The 22,979-nt window shown below is 71.2% G+C and carries 20 protein-coding genes; 3 read left to right on the forward strand and 17 right to left on the reverse strand.

The features are described from left to right. Positions 1-6 precede the first annotated feature (6 nt). The 6 genes from smc to HNR14_RS20090 all read right to left on the reverse strand — a co-directional run bounded on the left by smc (position 7) and on the right by HNR14_RS20090 (position 8,837). Positions 7-3,561: a chromosome segregation protein SMC gene (gene smc, locus HNR14_RS20065; RefSeq protein ID WP_179702363.1), complete on the reverse strand. Its 3,555-nt coding sequence runs from the start codon at positions 3,559-3,561 to the stop codon at positions 7-9. A 103-nt stretch (positions 3,562-3,664) separates the two neighbouring features. Then, a complete protein-coding gene (locus HNR14_RS20070; RefSeq protein ID WP_021759837.1) occupies positions 3,665-4,378 on the reverse strand; it encodes an ABC transporter ATP-binding protein in 714 nt (237 codons plus the stop codon). Beyond that, a complete protein-coding gene (locus tag HNR14_RS20075; protein WP_179702364.1) occupies positions 4,365-5,261 on the reverse strand; it encodes an ABC transporter ATP-binding protein in 897 nt (298 codons plus the stop codon). The genes HNR14_RS20070 and HNR14_RS20075 overlap by 14 nt, the downstream gene beginning before the upstream one ends. Beyond that, positions 5,258-6,499, reverse strand: coding sequence for a branched-chain amino acid ABC transporter permease (locus HNR14_RS20080; protein WP_179702365.1), 1,242 nt, complete (start codon positions 6,497-6,499; stop codon positions 5,258-5,260). The genes HNR14_RS20075 and HNR14_RS20080 overlap by 4 nt, the downstream gene beginning before the upstream one ends. Then, positions 6,496-7,503: a branched-chain amino acid ABC transporter permease gene (locus tag HNR14_RS20085; RefSeq protein WP_021759831.1), complete on the reverse strand. Its 1,008-nt coding sequence runs from the start codon at positions 7,501-7,503 to the stop codon at positions 6,496-6,498. The genes HNR14_RS20080 and HNR14_RS20085 overlap by 4 nt, the downstream gene beginning before the upstream one ends. Before the next feature lie 113 nt (positions 7,504-7,616). Further along, a complete protein-coding gene (locus HNR14_RS20090; RefSeq protein WP_021759829.1) occupies positions 7,617-8,837 on the reverse strand; it encodes a branched-chain amino acid ABC transporter substrate-binding protein in 1,221 nt (406 codons plus the stop codon). A gap of 229 nt (positions 8,838-9,066) precedes the next feature. Between HNR14_RS20090 and HNR14_RS20095 the strand changes: the two genes are divergently transcribed. Beyond that, complete coding sequence (locus HNR14_RS20095; protein ID WP_179702366.1) at positions 9,067-10,146, forward strand: GNAT family N-acetyltransferase; 1,080 nt, start codon at positions 9,067-9,069, stop codon at positions 10,144-10,146. 78 nt (positions 10,147-10,224) lie between these two features. Here HNR14_RS20095 and mutM read toward each other — a convergent pair whose 3' ends face one another. The 10 genes from mutM to HNR14_RS20145 form a co-directional block, all read right to left on the reverse strand. Then, positions 10,225-11,136: a bifunctional DNA-formamidopyrimidine glycosylase/DNA-(apurinic or apyrimidinic site) lyase gene (gene mutM / locus HNR14_RS20100; protein ID WP_179702367.1), complete on the reverse strand. Its 912-nt coding sequence runs from the start codon at positions 11,134-11,136 to the stop codon at positions 10,225-10,227. Beyond that, positions 11,114-11,842, reverse strand: coding sequence for a ribonuclease III (gene rnc / locus HNR14_RS20105; protein WP_021759819.1), 729 nt, complete (start codon positions 11,840-11,842; stop codon positions 11,114-11,116). Before rnc ends, mutM begins: the two co-directional genes overlap by 23 nt. A gap of 13 nt (positions 11,843-11,855) precedes the next feature. Then, a complete protein-coding gene (gene rpmF / locus HNR14_RS20110; RefSeq protein WP_021759817.1) occupies positions 11,856-12,059 on the reverse strand; it encodes a 50S ribosomal protein L32 in 204 nt (67 codons plus the stop codon). A 2-nt stretch (positions 12,060-12,061) separates the two neighbouring features. Beyond that, positions 12,062-12,559 (reverse strand): YceD family protein, encoded by a 498-nt coding sequence (locus HNR14_RS20115; RefSeq protein WP_179702776.1) that lies wholly within the window; start codon positions 12,557-12,559, stop codon positions 12,062-12,064. Positions 12,560-12,636: 77 nt separating this feature from the next. Beyond that, complete coding sequence (locus HNR14_RS20120) at positions 12,637-14,901, reverse strand: transglutaminase TgpA family protein (protein ID WP_179702368.1); 2,265 nt, start codon at positions 14,899-14,901, stop codon at positions 12,637-12,639. After that, positions 14,894-16,201, reverse strand: coding sequence for a DUF58 domain-containing protein (locus HNR14_RS20125; protein ID WP_179702369.1), 1,308 nt, complete (start codon positions 16,199-16,201; stop codon positions 14,894-14,896). Before HNR14_RS20125 ends, HNR14_RS20120 begins: the two co-directional genes overlap by 8 nt. Position 16,202: 1 nt before the next feature. After that, positions 16,203-17,264: an AAA family ATPase gene (locus HNR14_RS20130; RefSeq protein WP_179702370.1), complete on the reverse strand. Its 1,062-nt coding sequence runs from the start codon at positions 17,262-17,264 to the stop codon at positions 16,203-16,205. Positions 17,265-17,277: 13 nt separating this feature from the next. Continuing rightward, a complete protein-coding gene (gene coaD, locus HNR14_RS20135; protein ID WP_179702371.1) occupies positions 17,278-17,760 on the reverse strand; it encodes a pantetheine-phosphate adenylyltransferase in 483 nt (160 codons plus the stop codon). Positions 17,761-17,815: 55 nt separating this feature from the next. Beyond that, on the reverse strand, positions 17,816-20,032 hold the full coding sequence (locus HNR14_RS20140; protein ID WP_179702372.1) for an ATP-dependent DNA helicase RecG: 2,217 nt from the start codon (positions 20,030-20,032) through the stop codon (positions 17,816-17,818). Then, positions 20,029-20,769: a hypothetical protein gene (locus HNR14_RS20145; RefSeq protein ID WP_179702373.1), complete on the reverse strand. Its 741-nt coding sequence runs from the start codon at positions 20,767-20,769 to the stop codon at positions 20,029-20,031. The genes HNR14_RS20140 and HNR14_RS20145 overlap by 4 nt, the downstream gene beginning before the upstream one ends. Before the next feature lie 64 nt (positions 20,770-20,833). Here HNR14_RS20145 and rsmD point away from each other — a divergent pair, with 64 nt between their 5' ends. Then, on the forward strand, positions 20,834-21,406 hold the full coding sequence (gene rsmD / locus HNR14_RS20150) for a 16S rRNA (guanine(966)-N(2))-methyltransferase RsmD (RefSeq protein ID WP_179702374.1): 573 nt from the start codon (positions 20,834-20,836) through the stop codon (positions 21,404-21,406). Between the two features lie 7 nt (positions 21,407-21,413). On the opposite strand, the gene thiL is transcribed toward rsmD, so the two are convergent. Next, the gene (gene thiL / locus HNR14_RS20155; protein WP_179702375.1) at positions 21,414-22,415 is read right to left on the reverse strand and encodes a thiamine-phosphate kinase; all 1,002 of its coding nucleotides are present in this window, start codon (positions 22,413-22,415) and stop codon (positions 21,414-21,416) included. 26 nt (positions 22,416-22,441) lie between these two features. On the opposite strand from thiL, the gene HNR14_RS20160 reads away from it, so the two are divergent. Next, complete coding sequence (locus HNR14_RS20160; protein WP_179702376.1) at positions 22,442-22,966, forward strand: DUF3515 family protein; 525 nt, start codon at positions 22,442-22,444, stop codon at positions 22,964-22,966. Positions 22,967-22,979: the final 13 nt, after the last annotated feature.

A 22,979-nucleotide genomic window follows, 5' to 3' on the forward strand; every position in this document is an offset into this window, starting at 1 on the left:
TCCTCGTTACGACGCCGCCTCCTGCGCGACGCGCTGGCCGACGACGGCCGACACCCCATCCTGGCGCATCGAGACGCCGTAGAGCGCGTCCGCGATCTCCATGGTGCGCTTCTGGTGGGTGATGACGATGAGCTGGCTGCTCTCGCGCAGGTCCTCGAAGATCGTGAGCAGGCGGCCGAGGTTGGCGTCGTCGAGCGCCGCCTCCACCTCGTCCATGATGTAGAACGGGCTGGGGCGGGCCTTGAAGATCGCGATCAGCAGGGCGACGGCGGCCAGCGACCGCTCACCGCCGGAGAGCAGCGAGAGCCGCTCGATCTTCTTACCGGCCGGCTTCACCGACACCTCGATGCCCGTGGTGAGGAGGTCGTCGGGATCGGTCAGCGCGATGCTGCCCGTGCCGCCCGGGAAGAGGATCGGGAACACGCGCCCGAACGCCTCCTTCGTGTCGGCGAAGGCGGACTCGAAGATGGTCTGCATCTTCTCGTCGATCTCCTCGATGATGGTCAGCAGGTCGGTACGGGTGTTGGTGAGGTCGGTCAGCTGCTCGGTGAGGAACTTGTGGCGCTGCTCCAGGGCCGCGAACTCCTCCAGCGCGAGCGGGTTGACCCGGCCGAGCTGGGCGAGCTTGCGCTCGGCGGTCGCGAGGCGCTTCTGCTGCTGCTCGCGCACGAACGGGATCGTCGGCTGCTCCTCCTCGGAGCCCCCGTCGCCTTCCTGCCCCGCGTCGCGGTCGCGGTCGACCGGGATACCGACCTCCGGACCGTATTCGGCGACCAGCACGTCCTCCACGAGACCGAGCTCACTGCCGACACGCTCGAGCAGGCTGGAGAGGTGCAGCTTCTTCTCGTAGATCTGCAGCTCCAGCCCGTGGACGCTCTCGGTCACACCCTGCAGCCGTTCCCGCAGGGCGCTCTCCTCACGGCGCACGGTCGCGAGCTCCTCGTTCTGGCTGGCGCGCTCCGCCTCGGCGGTCGCGAGCTCGAGCCGGGCCTGTGCGACCGAACGGTCGGCGGAGGCGAGCACGGGGGGCAGCGCGTCGACGACGCCCTGGGCGGCGTCCAGCTGGCGGCGGCGGATCACCGCGCGTCGAGCGGCCTCTTCGGCGGCGGCGCGCTCGGCCTCCAGCTGACGGGCCAGGGCCTCCCCGCGCGCCTGCTCGGCACGGACGCGCTCCTTCGCCGTCTCGACCCCCAGGCGGGACTCGACCTCCGCCTCGCGCGCGGCGTCGAGCTCGGCCGAGAGCGCATCCCGCGCGCTGACGTCGAGGATGGGCCGGGGACGCGACCGGGCGGTCTCGAGCTCGGCCTTCGCCCTCTCGGCGGCGGCCTCGGCCTCGGCGACGCGCTCGGCGGCCTGCTCGTGCGCTCGGCCGAGGCGCTCGGACTCGGCGAGGGCGCCCTCCAGCTGCACCTTCACGCGGTTGAGCTGCTCGGTGCGGGCGGCGAGCTTCGCGTCGAACTCGCGGAGGGCGGCGAGGGCGGCCTGCGACTGCTCCTTCGCGACCTGGAGGACGCCGCGCTGCTCGGCGAGGGTGAAGCCGGCGCGCTCGATGAGGGAAGTGACCTCGCCCAGGCGGTCGGCGGCGGCGTCCCGCTCGGCGATGAGCTCGATGCGACTCTGCTTGGCGCCGGAGCCGCCGCGCAGCACGTAACGGGTCAGGACGTCGCCGCTGCGGGTGATCAGGGTCACCGGACCGCCCAGGTCGCGGCGGGTGAACTCGTCCGCGGCGGCGCGAGCGGCGTCGAGGTCGTCCGCGATGGCCGTGAACGCCAGGATGCCGAGCACGCCGGGCGGCGCATCGACGACGCTGCGCGCCGGCACGACGCCGGCCACTCCGCTGAGATCGACGTCGGGTACGACCGCTTCGGCGAGCACGACCTCCACCCGGCCGAGATCGTCGCCTGCGGCGTGGGCGACCGCCTCGAACGCCGCGTCCCGATCCTCCGCCAGTACCGCGTCGGAGAGGGAGCCGAGGGCCGCGGCGATGGCGGCCTCGTAGCCGGGATGCACGCGGATGTGCTCGGCGACGAGCCCGCGGACGCCGGAGAGCCGGGCGGAGACCAGCGCGGCCGAGCCGTCCTTCTGGTCGAGGGCGAGCGAGAGGGCGCCGGTGCGCGCGGCGAGGGCGTCGCGCTCGCGCTCCAGTGTGTGCAGCTCCTCCCGCAGCCGTTCGATCTCGCCCTCGGCTTCGAACACGTCGGCCTGCGCGAGTTCGTACGCCTCGTCGAGGGAGTTCTCCCCCGCGTCGGACTCCTCGGCCTCCGCCTCGCGCTGGTCGAAGGCGTGCTGCGCCTGCGCGAGACGCTCGGCAGCGGCGTCCAGGGCGTTCTGCTGGCGGAGCACCTCGCCACGCACCGCCGCCAGGCGCTGGGCGGCGGCATCGGCCTGGCCGGTCAGCTTCGAGATCTCGAGGTCGTGCCGCGAGACGAGTGCGCTCTGGGCGGCGATCTCGTCGTCCACGGCGTCCAGGCGCTCGCGGGCTGCACGGGTCGCCGTCTGCGCTGCCGCCCAAGCCGCCTCGGCCTCGGCGACGACCGCGCGCAGGCGCTCGGCCTCGTCGTGGGCGTCCTGCACCATCTGCGGGCTGACGCGCGGCCCGTCGTCGGTCGACTCCGCCTGGCTGCCCAGCAGGGCGAGCCGCTGCGTGGCGAGCGTGTAGAGCGAGCGGAGGCGGTCCTGGACCGACTCGAGCGCGAACGCCGTGCTACGTGCGACGTCGACGGCATCACCGATCTGCGCCTGCTCGAGGCGGGTGCGCCGCAGCTGCTTCTGCTCCAACTGCTCCTGCAGCACGATCTGCTCCGTGTGCCGCTCCGCCTCCGAGCGGGTGTGCACGTCGAGCACGCGACGGAGCCCGACGACCTCGTCGGCCAGCAGGCGGGCGCGCGCATCCCGCACCACGGCGGCGATGGTCTGCGCCTCGCGGGCGATCTCGGCCTGGTGCCCGAGCGGCTTGAGCTGACGGCGCACCTCCCCCGCCAGGTCACTGAGACGTGTCAGGTTGGCCTGCATGGCGTCGAGCTTGCGGAGCGTCTTCTCCTTGCGGCGCCGGTGCTTCAGGATGCCGGCCGCCTCCTCGATGAAGCCGCGGCGCTCCTCGGGGCTCGCCCGCAGGACGGCGTCGAGTTGCCCCTGCCCCACGATCACGTGCATCTCGCGCCCGAGACCGGAGTCGCTCAGCAGCTCCTGCACATCGAGCAGGCGGCAGGACTGGCCGTTGATCGCGTACTCGCTGCCGCCGTTGCGGAAGAGGGTGCGCGAGATCGTGACCTCGGAGTACTCGATCGGCAGGGCGCCGTCGGAGTTGTCGATGGTGAGCTGCACCTCCGCGCGCCCCAGAGGACCGCGGGTCGAGGTGCCGGCGAAGATGACGTCCTCCATCTTGCCGCCACGAAGCGTCTTGGCGCCCTGCTCGCCCATCACCCACGCCAGAGCGTCGACGACATTGGACTTGCCGGAGCCGTTCGGCCCCACCACGCAGGTGACGCCGGGCTCGAAGGCGAACGTCGTCGGCTGCGCGAACGACTTGAAGCCCTTGAGCGTCAGACTCTTCAGATACACGCAGGTGAATTTACCGTAACGGTCATGCCTGCGCCGCGCTGTGCGGCGTGAGTCGCCGCGGTAGCCGCCGGAGGGCGGTCACGCGGCGACCCACGCCCGGGCATCAGCCGACGCCCAGGTACGCCTCTTTGATCGCAGGATCGGCGAGCAGTTCGCGCCCCGTTCCGGACCGCGTGATGCTGCCCGTCTCGAGCACGAACGCCCGGTTCGCCCGCGCGAGCGCCTGGTTGGCGTTCTGCTCCACGAGCAGCACGGTGGTCCCCTGCTGGTTGATCTCGGAGATGATCGTGAAGATCTGCTTGATGAACTGCGGGGCCAGCCCCATCGAGGGCTCGTCCAGCAGCAGCAGTCTCGGGCTCGACATGAGCGCGCGGCCGATCGCCAGCATCTGCTGCTCGCCGCCGGACATCGTGCCGCCGACCTGCGTCTTGCGTTCGGCCAGCCGCGGGAAGAGCCCGAAGACGCGCTCGAAGTCGGCGGCCATCCCGCTGCGGTCCTTGCGGCCGAACGCCCCCATGTCGAGGTTCTCCATCACCGTCATGCCCGGGAAGATCCCCCGGCCCTCCGGCGCCTGCGAGATCCCGCGCACCACTCGGATGTGCGCCTTCATCTTCGTGATGTCCTGGCCGTCGAAGTGGATGGTGCCCTGCGACGGGTTCAGGATGCCCGAGATCGTCTTCATCGTGGTCGACTTGCCCGCGCCGTTCGCACCGATCAGGCTCACGATCTCGCCCTCCTCCACGGAGAACGACATGTCGTGGATGGCCTCGATGCGTCCGTAGGCGACGCTCACGTTCTTCAGCTCAAGCAACGTCATCTTCGGGCTCCCCCAGGTAGGCGGCGATCACGCGCGGGTCGTTGCGGATCGCGGTCGGAACGTCGTCGGCCAGCTTGCGCCCGAACTCGAGCACGACGATGCGGTCGGTGACTCCCATCACCAGGCGCATGTCGTGCTCGATCAGCAGCACCGTGTAGCCGTCGGCCCTGATCGTGCGGATGAGGTCCATCAGGTCCTCCTTCTCCGCGGGGTTGAAGCCGGCGGCCGGCTCGTCGAGGCAGAGCACCTTCGGGTCGGTCGCCAGGGCGCGGGCGATCTCCAGCCGGCGCTGGTAGCCGTACGGCAGCTGCCGGGAGGCCGTGCTCGCGAGGTCGGCGATGCCGACGAACTCGAGCAGCGCCATGCCGCGCTCGATCGAGGACTTCTCCTCCCGGATGTGCCGCGGGGAGCGGATCAGGGCGCCCGGCACGCTGGTGCGGTGCCGTGCGTCGAGACCGACGACCACGTTCTCCAGCGCGCTCATCTCGCCGAAGAGGCGGATGTTCTGGAAGGTGCGCGCCAGGCCGAGCCGGGTGATCTGGTGCTGCTTCTGGCCCTTGATCGATGTCCCCTCCAGCAGCACGTCGCCGCTGGTGGGCTTGTAGACCCCGGTCATCGCGTTGAAGCAGGTGGTCTTGCCTGCACCGTTCGGGCCGATGAGACCGAGGATCTCGCCGCGCCGGATGTCGAAGCTCACGTCGTCGAGGGCCGTCAGGCCGCCGAACTTCACCGTGAGGTTCTTCACCTCGACGAGCTTGTCGCCGACCCCGACCGCGATCTCGCGGTCGGGCGCGGCCGCTGCCGCGACCTCCAGATCGACGTCGAGGTCGGTGAGGGCCTCCGGGTCGGCGCCCTCGGGGAGCTCTTCGCGGGCGTCGGTCATGATGCGCCTCCGTTCGGCGTGACGGGCGTGCTCGGCGGAGCGGGCGGCGCCGGCGGTGTGGGCGACGAGGAGGGCGTGCTCCCGGTCGTCGGCGGTGGCGTCGGTTTGCTCACCAGGTACTTGTACGCGTTGCGCCCGTAGGCGAGCAGACGCTGCTTGGCGGGCACGAGGCCCTTCGCACGGAAGATCATCAGCACTACCAGGGCGACGCCGAAGATCAGGTACTTGTAGTCCGCGATGGCGGTGAAGCGCAGCGGGATGTACGCGACGATCGCACCGCCGAGCAGGGCGCCGACCTTGTTGCCCGTGCCGCCGAGGACCACGGCGGCGAGGAACAGTATCGAGGTCTGCACGTCGAACTTCTGGTTATTCACGAAGCCGACCTGACCGGCGAAGAGGGCTCCGGAGAGACCGCCGACCGCCGCACCGATCGCGAACGCCCACACCTTGTACTTGAAGGTGGGGACGCCCATGATCTCGGCCGCGTCCTCGTCCTCGCGGATGGCGATCCACGCGCGGCCCACCCGGCTGCGCTCCATGTTGCCGACCAGCAGCAGCACGATGATGATGATCACCAGGGTCAGCCAGTACCAGGGGATGCCGTTCGAGTTCGAGAAGATCGGCACGCCGTTCGCGGTCTCCCCCGGCGGGTGACCGACGTTCTGGAAGCCGACCTGCCCCTTCAGCGCCGGGATGATCGTCGCGAGGATGCGCACGATCTCACCGAAGCCGAGCGTCACGATGGCGAGGTAGTCGCCGCGCAGACGCAGTGTCGGCACACCGAGCACGACGCCGAAGATCATCGCGACGACCATGGCCACCGGGATGGTCCACAGGTACGGGATCTTGACGAACGGCGAGTCCGGGCTGGTCAGCATGGCCGCCGTGTACGAGCCGACCGCGAAGAACGCGACGTAGCCCAGGTCGAGCAGTCCGGCGTAGCCGACCACGACGTTCAGGCCGACCGCGATGAGCGCGTACACCGCCATGCTGAAGCAGGCGAGCGCCCAGTCGTTGCCCGGCTCGGTCGTGAGGGGGAAGAAGTTCAGGTAGGGCAACGCGAAGGCGAGCGCCACCACGATGAGCATCCACAGCCATTGGATCGGGCGGGGAAGCCGGTTCCATCGGTCGCGGAAGCCCTGCAGCGGGCCGCCCTTCTTCTTGCGGGATTCCTCCGCGTCGATCGCCTGTGCGCTGCGCGCATCCGGGAGGACCCGGGGTCCGTCTGACGTGCTCATGCTCTGCTCCTCCCCAGCGAGGTACCGAGGATGCCCGTGGGCTTGATCAGCAGCACCAGCACCAGCACCACGAAGGCGATGACGTCGGTCCACTGCGAGTCGCCCAGCAGGATCTGTCCGTAGTTTCCGATCAATCCGAGCAGGAGTCCACCCAGAAGGGCGCCGCGCACGTTGCCGATGCCGCCCAGCACCGCCGCCGCGAACGCCTTGATGCCCAGCACGAAGCCGCCCGTGTAGATCACGCCGGAGGGCACCAGCATCACGTAGAAGAGGGCCGCCGCACCGGCGAGGATGCCGCCCAGCACGAACGTGATCACGATGATCCGCTCCTTGTTCACGCCCATGAGGGTCGCGGTGTCCGGGTCCTGCGCGACGGCACGGATGCCGCGGCCGGTCCGGGTCCTGCGGATGAACATGTCGGTGAGGATCATCAGGACGACCGCCGCGATCACGATGATGAGCGACTGATTGTTGATGATGGTCCCGAAGACGTCGAACACGGCGACCGGCCGGAACATGGTCACCGCGGGCTCGGCGTTCGCTCCGCGGATCACGAAGATCAGCGACTGGATGGCGAACGACGCGCCGATGGCGGTGATCAGGAACGCCAATCGTGGCGCATTCCGTTTTCGCAGCGGCCTGTACGCGATGCGTTCGAGCAGGAACGCCGTGACCGCCGACGCGAGCATGCCGACGAGCAGCGCGAGCAGGAGGTCGCCGACGATCGCCGGCAGCGACAGGTTCGGGATCGACGGGCCGAAGCCGAGCGAGGTGAGGGTGATGACGACGCCGTAGGCGCCGACGATGAAGACCTCGGAGTGGGCGAAGTTGATCAGGTTCAGCACGCCGTAGACGAGGGTGTAGCCGACGGCGATCAGGCCGTAGATGGCGCCGAAGGTCAGGCCGTCGAACGTGGCGCCCCAGAAGTTCTGTATGAGGGAGGGGACGTCGAAGTTGATCCAGGAGTTGTCGATGACCGGGTGGAGGACAAGCATTTCGAGCATTCAAGCATCCAGATCCATCGTGAAGGGATCGCCGTCGATCCCAATCGGAGCGGACAGTGGGGACGAAGGATGCCGCGGGCCACGGTGGCCCGCGGCATCCTCACGGTGTCGCGCTATCCGATGGTGCCGATCGGCACGATCTTTCCGCCCTCGACCTTGTAGCCGTAGACGGTCGGGGCCTGGAGCTCGCCCTTGTCGTCCCACTTGTAGTGCTTGCTCAGACCGTCGGCGTCGTAGTTCTTCACCCAGTCGACCAGGTCGGCGCGGGTCGTCTTGCCCTTGTCGATGCCGGCCAGCAGCACGGTGGTGGCGTCGTAGCCCTCGATCGAGTAAGTGCCCGGCTCGGAGCCCGAGAGCTTCTTGTAGGCGGACTCGAAGTCGGGGATGAGCTCACCCGGGATGCAGGGGCAGGTGAAGTACGCGTTGCTCGACGCGTCGCCGGCCAGCTTGATGAACTGGTCGTCCTTCACACCGTCCGGGCCGACGAACGTGCCGGTGAAGCCCTTGTTGACCAGCTGCTGGTCGAACGGGGCGCCCTCGGCGTAGTAGCCGGCGTAGTAGACGGCGTCCGGCTTGGCGTTCAGGATCTTCGAGACCACGGCCGAGAAGTCCTTCTGGCCGGTGGTCACCTTGTCGGTGCCGACCAGCGCGTCGCCCAGTGCCTGTGAGGTCTGGGTGCCCAGGCCGATGCCGTAGTCGGAGTCGTCCTGGACCAGGTAGACCTTCTTGGCCTTGAGCTGGTCGGTGAGGAACTTCGCCGCCGCCGGGCCCTGCACGGCGTCATTGCCGAGGCCGCGGAAGAAGGTCTTCCAGCCGTTCTCCGTCAGGCCGGGGTTGGTGGCCGACGGGGTGATGTGGACCAGGCCCTGCTGCTCGAAGATGTTGCCGGTGGCCTTCGACTCGCCCGAGAACGGGAGGCCGACGACGCCGACGATGTCGGCCTCGTTGACGGCCTGGGTGACCGGGCCGGTCGCCTTGTTCGGGTCGCCTTCGGTGTCGAACTTCTTGAAGCCGACCTGGCAGTCCTTGTTCGCCTCGTTGTGCTGGTTGATGGCGAGCTGGATGCCGTTGTAGATGTTGATGCCGAGCTGGGCGTTCGGGCCCGTCTCCGCTCCGACGTAGCCGATCGTCAGGCCCGCGGGGCAGGTCGCCTTGCCGTCTCCGGCAGGGAGGACCGCGTCCTTGGGCGTGTCGATGGAGGTGATCGCCGGGATGTCGACTTTGGAACCGCTGCTGGTCGATCCGCCGGTCGAAGGCTGGTTGGCGCAACCAGCCAGGAGGAGCGCGACCGACGCTGCAACGGCCGCACCGATGGTGACTTTCTTTCGTAACATCTTCTGCCTCTCGACGTGAAATGCGTCACGAACGTGGCGTAGTTGCCACGTCGCACCACGAATATGTGTGCTGAGACTACATGCTGCGCAAGCTTTTGCAACCAAGTCGGACAGCGGGATTTACACGATCGAAATCAAACGGGCCCGTGGTCTTCCCCCGCGCCACCGGCCGGATTAGGCTCAGTAGTTCCGGCCCCGGCGATGCCGCCCCGGGCGCCCGTGGGGGGAGGTGTGCAGGTTGGAGATCCATCGGCTGACCCTTCCCGACCGGCTCGGCACCCCCGAGTCGGCCGCCTTCGAGGAGCTCGTCGGAGTGCTGAACGGCATCGTCTACGCGCTGTGGGGCGACGACGACTTCGTCGAGACGGCGGAGGAGGCGCTCGCTGCGCTCCGCGAGCAGGAGTACCACGAGAAGATCATCCTGGTCGCCGTCGAGGAGGGTGCGATCGTCGGCCGGGTGGAGGCCGACTTCCCGCTCGACGAGGACGCCGAGACCGTCGCGCTGCTCGTCGACGTGGTGCCCGCCCTGCGGAGCCGCGGAATCGGAGCCGCCCTGCTCGCCGCCGGGGAGGAGCTGGCCGCGGACGGCGGCCGCACGGTCGTGACCACCTACACCGAGCATCCCGTGCACGCGCTGCCCGAGGAGGGCGCCTGGGTGCACGCCCCTGTCGGCACCGCCGGCCTCCCCGCCGAGGACCCCGGCGTGCGCTTCGCCCTGCGTCACGGCTACCGGCTCGGCCAGATCGAGCGGTCGAGCGAGCTCGAGCTGCCCCTGCCGCCGGTGCGGGAGGTCGCCCTCGCGAGCACCGCCGCCACCGCGGACGGCTACCGCGTCGTCTCCTGGTTCGGCTCGGCGCCGGACGAACTGTTGGAGGCGTTCGCCGCCCTCAAGGAGCGCATGGTGGTCGACGTTCCGCAGAGCGGCATCGCGCTGGACCGGGAGGAGTGGACCGGCGATCGGGTGCGGGCGCAGGAGCGCGAGCTCTCCGCGCGTGGCGAGCCGCTGCTCGTGACCGTCGCCCAGCACGTCGGCTCGGGCGACCTCGCCGCCTACACGGAGATCGCGGTCCCGGCCGACGGCGAGAAGGCCGAGCAGTACGACACGCTCGTCGCGTCGGCGCACCGCGGGCACCGGCTGGGGACCCTGGTCAAGCTCCACAACATCCACGAGCTCGCCCTCCATGCCCCGCACATCCACCGGCTGCTGACCTGGAACGCCGACGAGAACACGCCGATGATCGCGATCAACCGCGCGTTCGGCTTCCGCCCGCACGCCCTCACCGGGACGTGGCAGAAGACGCTGACGTGACGGGTCCGCGCCGGCGACCCGCTCACACGTGAAGGGTCGGGTCCATTCGCTGGTGCAGGATGCGGATCACGTCGTTTCTCACCGCAGCCGCTGGCACCTGGGGCAGAAGTGCGAGGAGCGGTTCATGAACTTCTCGCGCACGATCGGGGTGCCGCAGCGCGGGCACGGGCGGCCCTCCTGGCCGTAGGCGTTGAGACTGTGGGCGAAGTAGCCGGAGTTGCCGTTGACGTTGACGTACTGCGCGTCGAAGCTGGTCCCACCCTCGGCCAAGGCCTTCTCGAGCACGTGCCGCACCTCGCTGAGCAGAGTGCGGACCTTCGCCGGGCTCAGCGAGGAGGCCGGCTGTTCGTAGTGGATGCGCGACGCCCAGAGCGCCTCGTCGGCATAGATGTTGCCGATTCCGCTCACGAGCGTCTGGTCGAGCAGGGCGCGCTTGATGCCCGTGTTCTTGCGGCCCAGCGCCGCGGCGAAAGCGCGATCGTCGAACGCCGGGTCCAGCGGGTCGCGGGCGATGTGCGCGACCTGGGTCGGTATCAGCGCCTCATCGGTGCCGAGGCCGGCCGCTGCGCCGTCCGCGGTCGGGACGAGCGCGTCGACCGCCATCGACCCGAAGATGCGCTGGTCGACGAAGTGCACCCAGAGCTCTCGACGCGACCCGTCGGGCTGCGCCGCGGTCTCGATGTGCAGGCGGATGCGGAGCAGACCGGCCTCCACGGCGCCCGGGTCGCGGAGCAGGATCTGCCCACTCATCCCGAGGTGCGCGACGATCGCCTGCCGGGGCTCCCCGTCCAGCGGGATCCAGAGGAACTTGCCGCGGCGCGCCGGCGTGCGCATCGTGCGGCCGAGGAGCAGGGCCTCGAACTCGCCGGCGACGGGGTCGTGGCGCTTCAGTGAGCGCGGTTCGAGGACCTCGACGCCGAGGATGGTCGCGTCGGAGACGGCGGGAGCGAGCCCGGCGCGGACGACCTCAACCTCGGGAAGCTCGGGCACGTCGGCTCGTGAGCTCGGTCCACGCGGTGAGAGCCGCGGCCATCTCGGCCTGCTTCTTGCTGGTACCCTCGCCCTCCGCGGTCACGAGTTCGCCCACCGAGACGGAGGCGTGGAAGACCTTGGAGTGGTCGGGGCCGGTGCTGGTGACGGTGTAGACCGGGAGCCCGGCGCCGCGGTGGGCAGCGGCCTCCTGCAGGCTGGTCTTCGGGTCCATCGCGGCACCGAACCGGTCGGGATCGCCGAGCAGCGGCTCCACGAGACGCAGTACGAGCGCCGTCGCCTCGGTGCCGCCCAGGTCGAGGTACGCCGCTCCGATGATCGCCTCGACCGTGTCGGCGAGGATCGATGCCTTCTCACGGCCACCGCTCTGGTTCTCGCCGCGTCCGAGCAGGAGGTACTCGCCGAGGCCGATGCCCCGCGCCACCTCCGCCAGCGCGACCGAGCTGACCAGGCTGGCCCGGCGCTTCGCGAGCTCGCCCTCGTCGAGGTCCGGGTTCTCCCGGAACAGCTTCACCGTGACGGCCTGCCCGAGGATCGAGTCGCCGAGGAACTCGAGGCGCTCGTTGTTCGGGATGCCGCCATGCTCGTACGCGTACGAACGATGCGTCAGCGCAAGCCCGAGAAGCTCGGGGTCGATATCGACCCCGAGCTTCTCGATGAGTTCAGTGCGGTCGGGGTTCTCCCCGGCCAGACCGTGCCCTCTCATTGCTGAGAGACGATCAGACGTCGGCGACCTTGCGGCCCTTGTACTCGAGGAACAGGGCGGTGCCTGCGGAGTCCTCGACGACCTTGGCACGGTGCGGGAGGCTGTAGGTCACCTTGCCGCCTTCGACGGTCTTGACGAGCGTGGGGACCTCGGCCTTCCACTGCGAACGACGGGCGCGGGTGTTGGCGCGAGACTGCTTCCGCTTCGGAACGGCCATGACTATCTCTCTTCTGTGTTCCCGGTGGACGGGGTGGATTCATCGGTGTCGGAAGCCTGGAAAGCCGCAAGCGCAGACCAGCGGGGATCGACGGTCTGGGTGGGCTCCTGGTCCGGTTGATCCGCCAGCCGCTCGCCGGTCTCGGGGTCGAGACCTGGGCAATCCGGCCGGCACACCGGCTGAAACGGCAGTGACAACACCACCGTATCCCTGATCAGAGGTTCAAGATCCACGTGGTCGTCGTGAACCTCATAATCGAAAGCTTCTCCAGAAGGATACGCGAAAAGTTCCTGGAAATCGACTTGGACAGGCTGTTCGATGTCGATCAGGCACCGTCCGCACACGCCGGTGGCGGTGGTCGAGCCCTCCGCGGTGACCAGGATCCCCTCGTGGACGGACTCCAGGCGGAGGTCGAGATCGAGGTCGGCACCCTCGTGGACGGCGAGCAGGCCTTCGCCGAGCTTCTCCCGCACGGGGATGCTCAGCTCCTGCTCCTTCATCGATCCGGGACGGTGCACGAGGTCGTACACGTTGACCGTGTATGGGGTGTTCTTGAACGAGGTCACGGTCGGCTAGTCTACGCGGCGCTTCCCGGGCTCGCAGCGATCGGCCAGCCTGCTGGCAGCAACGACACAGGCAGCAGCAACGCCCGCAGCCGGCGCGCCGGGCCGGCGCTCGCCTCCAGCGCGTCGAGGACCCGCTGCAGGTCGTCGGCGAGTCCTACCGTCGACCCGCGCACCGGCGGCCCGTAGGAGTCGCGCTCGCGCACGGCCAGCAGGCGGAGCACCGCCTCCTCTCCCGGCGTCCCCGCGATCTCGTCGGCCAGGCGCCCGGCGAAGGCGCGGGGCGTCTCGGTCGCGGGCGCGACCCAGCCGAGATCGCGAACCGTGTCGCGGAGCTCGGACCACACGACCGCCGCGCCTCCCGATGCCTCGGACAGCCGTCTCAGCCGATGTCGTCGCCGCACCCGGCGGACGACCGCCGGGATCAGGAGCACGGCGAGCACCAGGACGGCGATACCCAGGCCGGAGAGCACGGGCTCCAGCGGGGACGGGGCCGTGGCGCCCCGAGCGCCCGCGACTTGCGCGGGATCGGTCGGGACGATCCGCTTCGGAGCCGAGGTCGCGCCGGAGGCCGGAGCGGACGTCGGCGCGGCGGCCGCGGTGTCGGCCCGCGTGTAACTCGGGATCGTGCCCCGGCCCACCGTCGGCTCGAACGGCACCCAGCCGACCCCGGCGAAGTACAGTTCCGGCCACGCGTGCAGGTCGTCGCTGGTGACGGTGTACTCACCGGGGTTGCTCGCCGAGCCCCCGCCCGAGGCCCCAGGTAGATACCCCTCCGCGACGCGCGACGGGATGCCGAGCGAGCGCGCCATCAGCGCCATCGCGGAGGCGAAGTGCACGCAGTAGCCGCTCTTGGCCTCCAGGAACGCGGCGATGACGCGGGCGCCGTCGCCGTCGTAGCCCTGCTTCAGCGGGGTCTGGGTGGAGTACACGAAGCCGTTGTCGCGGAAGTAGTCCTGCAGGGCGACGGCCTGCTCGTACTCCGACGTCGCCCCTTCGGTCGCCGCGATCGCGGTCTTCTCGATGATCGCGGGCATGTTCGTGGGCAGGAACAGGTCGCGCTGCACGTCCTCCGGCACGACCCCGCCCGCCGCCTTCAGCTGATCGGCCGTCGGCTGGAGGAGGAGGCTGGTCGCGGTGTAGTCCTGGCCCTGGGTGGTCGCGTTGATCCCGCCGATGGTGAGGTCGTCCGGATCCCACGACCAGGTGCCGGTGAGGCCTTTGACCGACTGCACGGGCGCGGGCACCGGCAGCCAGCGGCTCTGCATGTTGTCGATCGCGACGGTGGTGGTGATCTTGGAGGTGGGCACGTCGGCGGACAGCCCGGCGACGGGGCCGATCGGCGTCCCCTCCGCGAGGCGCTTCGTGTCGCGCTCGCGGTGCTTCCAGACCGAGCCCGTGAACTGGTCGAGCGACGCCAGCTTGAGGTACTGGCCCGTCGGCGCGGAGGTCGTGTACGTCAGCGCGCGCACGGCCGTCGGGCGGCGGAGGTCCTTGCCGAGGTCGATGAGCGGGGTCACCGTGCCGCCGATGTTGATGCCGCCGGCGGTGAACGACGTCGCTCCCCCGCGGTCGAAACCCGGAGCGGTGCCGGCGAGCAGCAGCGCGACCACCGTCGCGGCGGCGCCGACGGCCAGCGCGGCGCCGGGTCGTGGCGAGCCCGGGCGCCGGGTGCGCACGTCCGCCCGCAGCAGCCACAGGTAGGCGATGGCCGAGAGCGCGAGCGCGCTCGGATCGAGACCGTCGCCGAGCAGGGCGCCGGGGACGACGAGCACCGCGCCCACGCCGACGGCGGTGAAGGCGGGCGCGCGGACCGCGACGGCGAGGGTGTCGAGGACGACCGCGATGAGGCAGGCTCCGCCGACGACGAGGAAGAGGAACTCGGGGAGGCTCTCAGCCGGCGTGCCCTGCTGGTAGATCGACAGCATCGCCTGCTGCAGGAGCTGCCACCAGTGCACGAAGGTCGCGGGCGTCGGGATGATTCCGACCAGCCCGGAGCCCCCGCCGAAGACGGCCGTCATGACCATCGCGCCGAGGACGAGCTCGAGCAGCGGCACGAAGCCGCGGTGCACTCCGAGCGTCCGCAGCCCGGCTCCGGCGACGAGCAGGAAGGCGGAGGTCAGGATGAGGGCGAACCACCAGCCGGCGCCCTGGATGAGGCCGACCAGCGCCACGCTGGCCGCGAGCATCTGCAGCACCATCGCCCCGGTCAGCCGCCAGTAGCCGGCGCGGCGGCGGACCGTGCGCGGGACAGCGAGGGCGACGGATTCGCTAACCATTGGACGCGGCCCCCTGTCGCGCGAGCGCGCGCTGCCACGAGGTGGCCGGACCGTCGCCGGGCGCGCACTGCACGCACAGCCAGCCCGCGTCGACGAGCACCTCCTCCACCTCCGGCGGGGTGGACGGTGCGAGGAACGCGACGGCCGGGTCGCCCATGGAACGCAACGCAGCCAACGAGCCGAGCTCGCGCGTGCCGCCGAGCAGGAACGCGAACACCGGGACGGAGCGCCCCGCGCGCCGCAGCCCGGTCGCGAGCTCCGCGACCGCGTCGTCGCGCGGCTCGACGCCGGGCTCGATGCTCGCGAGGTCTGCGAGCAGCAGCCGATCGGCGCCGCCGAGGTCGTAGGTGGGGCTCATCGCGCCCAGGGTCCCGGACCGTCCCGCCCCGCTGCGGCCGTTCAGCTGACGCTCGGCGGTCTCGACCGCGCTGACGGCGAATCCCTGGTCGAGGAGGTGGACGCCGACCGACGCGATCAGGTCGACCTGGTCCTCGAAGGCGGCCTCGCCGGCGATCCCGCCCCGCGTGTCCAGCAGCAGCCACGCCTCCGGGTTGCTGCGCTGCTCCTCCTGCCGCACCATGAGCTGGTCGTGGCGGGCCGTCGCGCGCCAGTGGACGCGGCGCAACGGATCGCCCGGGCGGTACTCGCGCGCGATCAGCTCGTCGGCGCTCGGGATGCTGTGCCGCAGCAGTTCGTGCTCGGTCCCCTCGCTGTGCGCGACGTCGAGGACGCCGTTCGCCAGCGGCACGACCCGCGGGGTGACCAAGAGCGTCCGTGGCTGCCCGAGGGCGTACTCGGCGTAGGCGATCCCGAACGGATCGGTCCGGCTGATGACGAGCGGGCCGACGGGGTGCGACCCGCGCTTGTCGGCCGTCACGTCCTGACGGAGGACGGCCGTGTCTCGTCCGTGCGCCGCGTTGGCCTCGTGCGGGCCCAGCCGCGGGAAGGGCGCCCGCCGCTGCACGTCGATCGCGGCCGGGGCGAACTCCCGCCAGCGCGCCGCCGGGCTGGGGCGCCCGACCAGGTTGCGGGCCGTCGTGACGATGGTCGTCTTCTCCCCCACCGCGATCACATCGGGGTGGAAGCTGCGCGTCACCCCGAGCCGGGGCCGGTCCCACGTGACGGAGATCATGGCCGCCAGCGGCAGCACGGTGAGGAAGACGCCGACGAAGAGCACGTCGGTCCGCCCGAGGAAGGCGGAGGCGGCCAGGGCGACGATGCCGATCGCGCCCAGCGTCCACCCGCGCGCGGTGGGCCGCGGCTTCGTCAGCGGGCTCGACGCCCGGCCGCGGGGAAGCACCCTACCGCCCGCCCGCGCCGATCGCGCCGGAGCCGACAGGCACCGGCGTGGAGGCGACGATGCGCCGGACGATGTCCGCGATCACCGGGGCGCTCTCGTGGTGGTGGCCGAGCGCCCGGCTCGTCGGCAGGAGCCGGTGGCCGAGCACGGGGACGGCCAGCGCGTCGATGTCGTCGGGGAGGACGAAGTCGCGCCCGTCGAGGGCGGCGAGTGCCTTGGCGGCGCGGATCAACTGCAGCGTGGCGCGGGGGCTCGCACCGAGCCGCAGGTCGCGGTCCTCCCGGGTCGCACGCGTCAGGTCGACGGCGTACTGCTTGACCGGGGTGGAGGCGAAGACGCTGCGCGCCGTGGTCATCATCGACCGCAGCTGCTCCGAGGTGACGACCGGCCCGATCCGCGAGAGGGGGCTCGAGGTGTCGCGCGTCGTGAGCATGGCGAGCTCGGACTCCTCGTCCGGGTAGCCCATCGCGATGCGCGCCATGAAGCGGTCGCGCTGCGCTTCGGGGAGGGCGTAGGTGCCCTCCATCTCCACCGGGTTCTGCGTGGCCACGACGATGAACGGGGCGGCGAGCGGATAGGTGGAGCCGTCGACGGTGACCTGGCGCTCCTCCATGCACTCCAGCAGGGCGGACTGCGTCTTCGGGCTCGCACGATTGATCTCGTCGCCGATGACGATGTTGGCGAACACGGCGCCCGGCTTGAACTCGAACCGGCGCTCGGCCTGGTTGTAGACGGACACGCCGGTCACGTCGCTCGGGAGCAGGTCGGGGGTGAACTGGATGCGGCTGACGGTGCAGTCCACCGACTTCGCGAGCGACTTCGCCAGCATGGTCTTGCCGACGCCGGGGACGTCCTCGATGAGGAGGTGGCCCTCGGCCAGGAGCACGACGAGGGCGGTGCGCACGGCGTCGTGCTTGCCGTCGATCACCGACTCGATGTTCGCCGTGATCTGCTCCGCGGCGCGGCGCAGCCCTGCCAAGTCCATGGTGGGCTCGGCGCTGCCGTGCTCCTCCTCCGGTGCGACCGAGGGTTCCGTGGGCTGGCGCGTCGCGTAGCTGTTCATGGCTCCTGCACTCTCATCTCGATGACAGCAGTTCGAAGACCGCGGGCGGGACGTACGGGCTGACGTCGCCGCCCAGCGCGGAGACCTGGCGCACCAGCGAGCTGGACACGTGCGCGTTCGCGGGGTTGGGCAGCAGGAAGACCGTCTCGACGTCGGCGAGGTGGCGGTTCACGATCGCCATCGGCGTCTCGTACGCCACATCCACCTGCGAGCGGATGCCCTTGACGAGCACGTGCGCCCCCACGTCCGTGCAGTAGTCGACCAGGAGGCCCATCGACCAGGAGGCGACGACGATCGTGCCGACGATCCCGGCCTCCTCGATCGACCTCTCCAGCAGGGAGACGCGCTGCGCGATGGGCAGCAGGGCCGACTTGTCCGGGTTGTGGACCACCACGACGTGGACCTCGTCCCAGAGCCGGGCAGCACGCTCGATCACGTCGAGGTGACCGAGGGTGACCGGGTCGAACGATCCAGGGACTACGGCGATCCTGTTCATAGGGCACCAGACTATCCCGCGATAACCGTCATTTCGTTGTGAATCCGTTACCTTGTCACGACTTGCCGAGGTAGGCCCGCTCGGCCTCGTCGAGCCGCCGGGCCAGCGCGGCCTGCAGGGCGGGGACGGCGGCCAGGCCGCCCTCCGCGTCGAGCGTCTCGGCGGCCGCGACGCGAGCCTCGCCGATGAGGTCGCCGTCGGAGGCGACGCGCAGGAGGCGCAGCGACGAGCGGCCCCCGGACTGACGGCTGCCCAGCACATCCCCCTCGCGGCGCAGCTCCAGGTCGACGTTGGCCAGCTCGAACCCGTCGAGCGTGGCGGCGACGGCCTCCACGCGCTCGCGGGCGAGCGACCCCTCTTCCGCGGCGGTGACCAGCAGGCAGAGCCCGGGCACGCCGCCACGGCCGACGCGTCCGCGCAGCTGGTGCAGCTGCGACACACCGAACCGGTCGGCGTCGAGCACCACCATGGCCGACGCGTTCGGCACGTTGACGCCGACCTCGATCACCGTCGTGGCGATGAGGATGTCGATGCCGCCCGCCGCGAAGGCGCGCATGACCTCGTCCTTGGTCTCGCTCGGGAGCTTGCCGTGCAGCACGCCCACGCGCGCGTCCGCGAAGAGCGGGTCGGCGCGCACCTGCGCCGCGACGGACTCGACGCTCGCGACGGCGCGGGGCGGCGCGTCGCCCTCCTGCTCCGCGGCGGGTGCGGACTCCTCCCCGTCGTCCTCGGCCTCCTTGCCGGTGATCGCCGGGCAGACGACGAACACCTGCCGTCCCTTCGCGATCTCCTCCGAGGCGCGCTCCCAGATGCGGCGCTCCCAGCCGGGACGGTCGGACAGCGGCACCACGAAGCTCTCGATGCCCTGCCGCCCGGCCGGGAGCTGGGCGATCGTGGAGACGTCGAGGTCGCCGAAGACGGTCATGGCCACGGTGCGCGGGATGGGCGTCGCCGTGAGCACGAGCACGTGCGGCGGGGTGCCGCCCTTCGCGCGCAGCGCCTCCCGCTGCTCCACGCCGAACCGGTGCTGCTCGTCGACGACGACGAGCCCCAGGTCGAAGAAGGTGACGGCGTCGCCGAGCAGGGCGTGCGTGCCGATGACGATGCGGGCCTGGCCCGAGACGGTGCGCAGCAGCGCGCGCTTGCGCTCCTGGGCGCCGAGCTGGCCGGTGAGGAGGGTCGGCATCAGCTGCGCCGACAGGTCCGGGCCGAGCATCGCCGCGATCGAGCGCAGGTGCTGGGCGGCGAGCACCTCGGTCGGCGCGAGCAGCGCGGACTGACCGCCGGAATCGGCGACCGCGAGCATCGCCCGCAGCGCCACCAGGGTCTTGCCCGAGCCCACCTCGCCCTGCACCAGGCGGTGCATCGCGGCCGTCCCGGCCAGATCGTGCGTGATCTCGCTGCCGACGAGCGCCTGGTCGTCGGTGAGCGAGAACGGCAGCGCCGCGTCGAAGCGCTCGAGCAGACCACCGGGCTCCGCCCGTCGCGGCGTCGACGCCACCGTGCGCGCCTCGGCCCGCTGCTGCAGCAGCGCCGCCTGGAGCACGAACGCCTCCTGGAAGCGGAGCGCGTCGCGCGCCCGCTGCCACTGCGAATCCTTCTCGGGGCGATGGACGCCCTCCAGCGCCTCCCGGTACGACAGCAGCCCGCGTTCGGCCGCGACGGAGGCCGGCACCGGGTCGGGTGCGGAGTCGAGCGCGTCGAGGGCGAGCTCGACGGCCTTCTGCACCTGCCAGCTCGCCACCGTGCCGGTCGCCGGATAGATCGGGATGGGCGTCTGCGCCCACTCTTTCGCGGCGGCGCTGCCGGGCACCACCGCGTTCTCGGAGTCGGGCGCGAACAGCTCGTAGTCGGGGTGCGCCAGCTGCAGGGCGCCGCGGTACGCGGAGACCTTGCCCGCGAAGATCCCGCGCACGCCCGGCACCAGGTCCTTCGAGCGCCACGACTGGTTGAAGAACGTGAGTGTCAGGATGCCCTCGCCGTCGGAGATCTTCACCTCGAGGATCGAACCGCGGCGGGCGCGCATCGAGCGCTCCTGCACCCGCAGGACCTCCGCGATGATCGTGACGTTCTCGTCCAGCGGGAGGTTGGCGAGAGCGGTCAGCTCGCCGCGGCGTGCGTACCGCCGCGGGAAGTGGTGCAGCAGGTCGCCGACCGTGCGCATCCCGAACGCCTTCTCGAAGGCCGAGGCGGTCCGGCCGCCGAGCACGCCGCTCAGCCGCGAGTCGAGCGTGATCGCGCCCTCGACGGCCGGGGCGGAGGCGTTGGTCATGATTCGATCGTAGGCGCAGCCCCCGTCAGCGCGGCGATCTCGGCCTCGACGTGCGGGTCGCCGGGGCGCTCCTCCGCCAGTACCCGCTGCCGTTCCAGCGCCTCGTCCGCGCGTCCGGCCTCCCGCAATCCGCGCGCCACAGCCCAGCGCGCGAGGAAACGCTGGTCGGCGGTGCCGTACGCGTCGGCGGCCCGGAGGGCGTGCTCGAACTCGTCGACCGCGGCCGTGGGGTCGCCGTCGTCCAGCAGCGCCCAGCCGCGATTGTTGTGGAGCGCGACGCGCCAGCGCAGGGTGCGCGGATCGTCGGACTGCGCGAGATCGGCGAACGCCTCCTCCGTCCACTGCTCGCTGCGGGTCGGGTCGACGATCGCGAGCATGTGCGCGGCGTCGGCCGCGAGGAACGTCTCGCTCTCACGGCGCGCCGCCTGCAGGGCCTCCTCGAGGACCTCGACGGCTTCGGCACGACGGCCTTCGCTGGTGCGCAGGCGGCCGCGCTCGAGCAGGATGCGCACGTGCAGACGCCCGCTCGCCGGCTCCATCGACTCGAGCAGCGCATCGGCCTCGGCGAAGCGTCCCTGGAGTCCGAGCGCCCGCGCCCGCTGCGTCTGCAGCTCGGCCCGGACCAGTTCGCCCCGGAAGGGCTCGGCGGCCGCGGACGCGATCCGCTCCCCGGAACCCACCGGATCGTCGAAGTCCCACAACGCGTCGAGCTCGGACTGAGCGAGGCGTTCCTCCATGCCCCTATCTTGCGGGCGCGGGCGCGGAAAGGCGAGGGCGGGATGCGGCTAGGCTCGGATGGCCATGACCCGAATCGTCTCCGGATACGCCGGATCGCTCAGCCTCCAGGTGCCGAAGAGCGGCACGCGGCCGACGAGCGACCGGGTGCGCGAGGCCGCGTTCTCCGCCCTCGACGCGCGTGGGGCCGTGCACGGCGCGCACGTGCTCGACCTCTACGCCGGCTCCGGCGCTCTCGGCCTCGAGGCGGCCAGCCGCGGCGCCACCGTCGTGACGCTCGTCGAGCGCAGCCCGGCCGCCGCGCAAGTCTGCAAGCGCAACGCGGCCGCCGTCACCCGGGCGGCGCCGCCCTCAGCGCGCCCGTCGGTGGAGGTGCGCGCGGTGAGCGTCCAGTCGTACCTCGCGGGCGCGTCCGGACCGTTCGACCTCGTGTTCATCGACCCGCCCTACGACGTCGACGACGCCGAGCTGCTCGGGGTGCTCACGTCGCTCGTGCCGCTGCTGGCTCCACACGCTTCCGTCTGCGTGGAGCGCAGCACCCGCACGGGCGAGCCGACGCTCCCCGACGGCCTAGAGCTCGTGCGCCGCAAGGACTACGGCGAGACCGCCCTCTTCTGGCTGGAGCCGGCCGAGGCGTAGCCGCGGGTCACCCGGCGGCGCCGTCCCACTCCAGGTACGGGTCCCAGCCGCCGCGCTCGTCGAAGGGGCGGCCGTCGACGAGGAGACCGGAGCCCTCCCGCACCACCCCGATCCGGCGGAACCCGCCTGGCAGCGCCGCGGACGCCGGGAAGGCGGCGAAGAGGCTGTGGTCCTCTCCCCCGGTCAGAGCCGCGCGGACGTCGTCGCCGAGCTCTGCGCGGTCCAGGTCGATCGCCACCCCGCTGGCCTCGGCCACCCGTCGTGCATCCAGCGCCAGTCCGTCGCTGAGGTCGAGCATCGCCGTCGCGCCGGCGTCGGCCGCGAGGGGCCCGTCGGCGATGGGCGGACGCGGACGCAGCTGCGCGCCGACGGTCTCGGGATGCGCGGCGTAGACGTCCGCGAACCGCTCTCGACTCGGGACGCCCTGCTCGTCCACCGCCTCCGCGAAGAGCAGCCGGAGCCCCTCCGCGGCGGCGCCCAGCACACCGGACACGGCGACGACATCCCCGGGGCGGGCGCCCCTGCGCAGCACGGGGGCGCGGCCCTGGAGGTCGCCGAACGCGGTCACCGCGAACGTCAGCGTCTCCGAGACGGACAGGTCGCCGCCCACCACCCCGCAGCCGGGAGCGAGCTCCTCGCAGGCGAGGCGGAAACCGTCGGCGATGGCCTCCAGGTCGGCCACGGGCATGGTCGAGGGCGCCGCGATCGCGACGACCAGGGCGGTCGGGATCGCGCCCATCGCCGCGACGTCGGACAGGTTGGTGGCCGCCGCCTTCCAGCCCAGGTCTTCCGGCGACGACCAGGCGAGGCGGAAGTCCGGGCCGTGCACCATCATGTCCGTGGTCACGACGTAGCGGCCGTCGGGCGCAGCGAGCACGGCCGCGTCGTCGCCCGGTCCGACCAGGGTGGCCGACGATCCGGGCAGCCGCGGGAAGATGCGGCGCAGGGCCTCCCGCTCGGTGGTCTCGCCCATCGTCGCGCCGGCCGCCGTGCTCTCAGACATTCCCATGTCTGGAAACGCTAGCCTGAATCATCGTGACCGTTCGCCGCACCGCCCTCGCCGCCGTCCTCGCCGCCGCAGCCCTCGCCCTCGCGGGCTGCGCGCCCACCGTCTCGCTCGAGCCCGGCGCCGCCGCGAACGACCCGGGCTGCGCCGAGATCAGCGTGCGCCTGCCCGACACGGTCGCCGACAAGGACAAGCGCGTCACCGACGCGCAGGCGACCGGAGCCTGGGGCGACCCGGCCGCGGTCATCCTGCGCTGCGGCGTCCCGCCGATCGGGCCGACGACGCAGCCGTGCGTCAACGTGAACGGCGTGGACTGGGTGCTCATGACCGACCCGACGGCCAAGACCATCGTCTACCAGACGTTCGGGCGCACGCCGGCGACGGAGGTCGTGATCGACCACGTCTCGGGCGTCTCCGACTCGTCGGTGCTGCCGGAGTTCGCATCGGCGGTGTCCACGATCAAGCAGACCCGTCAGTGCCTGTCGACGCTGGACACCAGCCTCACCCCGACGGCGACTCCGACACCGACCCCTACCCCGACTCCGACGCGCTGACACCGCTCCGCGA

It is taken from the genome of Leifsonia naganoensis, from assembly GCF_013410615.1.
GTDB classification, from domain to species: Bacteria; Actinomycetota; Actinomycetes; order Actinomycetales; family Microbacteriaceae; genus Leifsonia; species Leifsonia aquatica.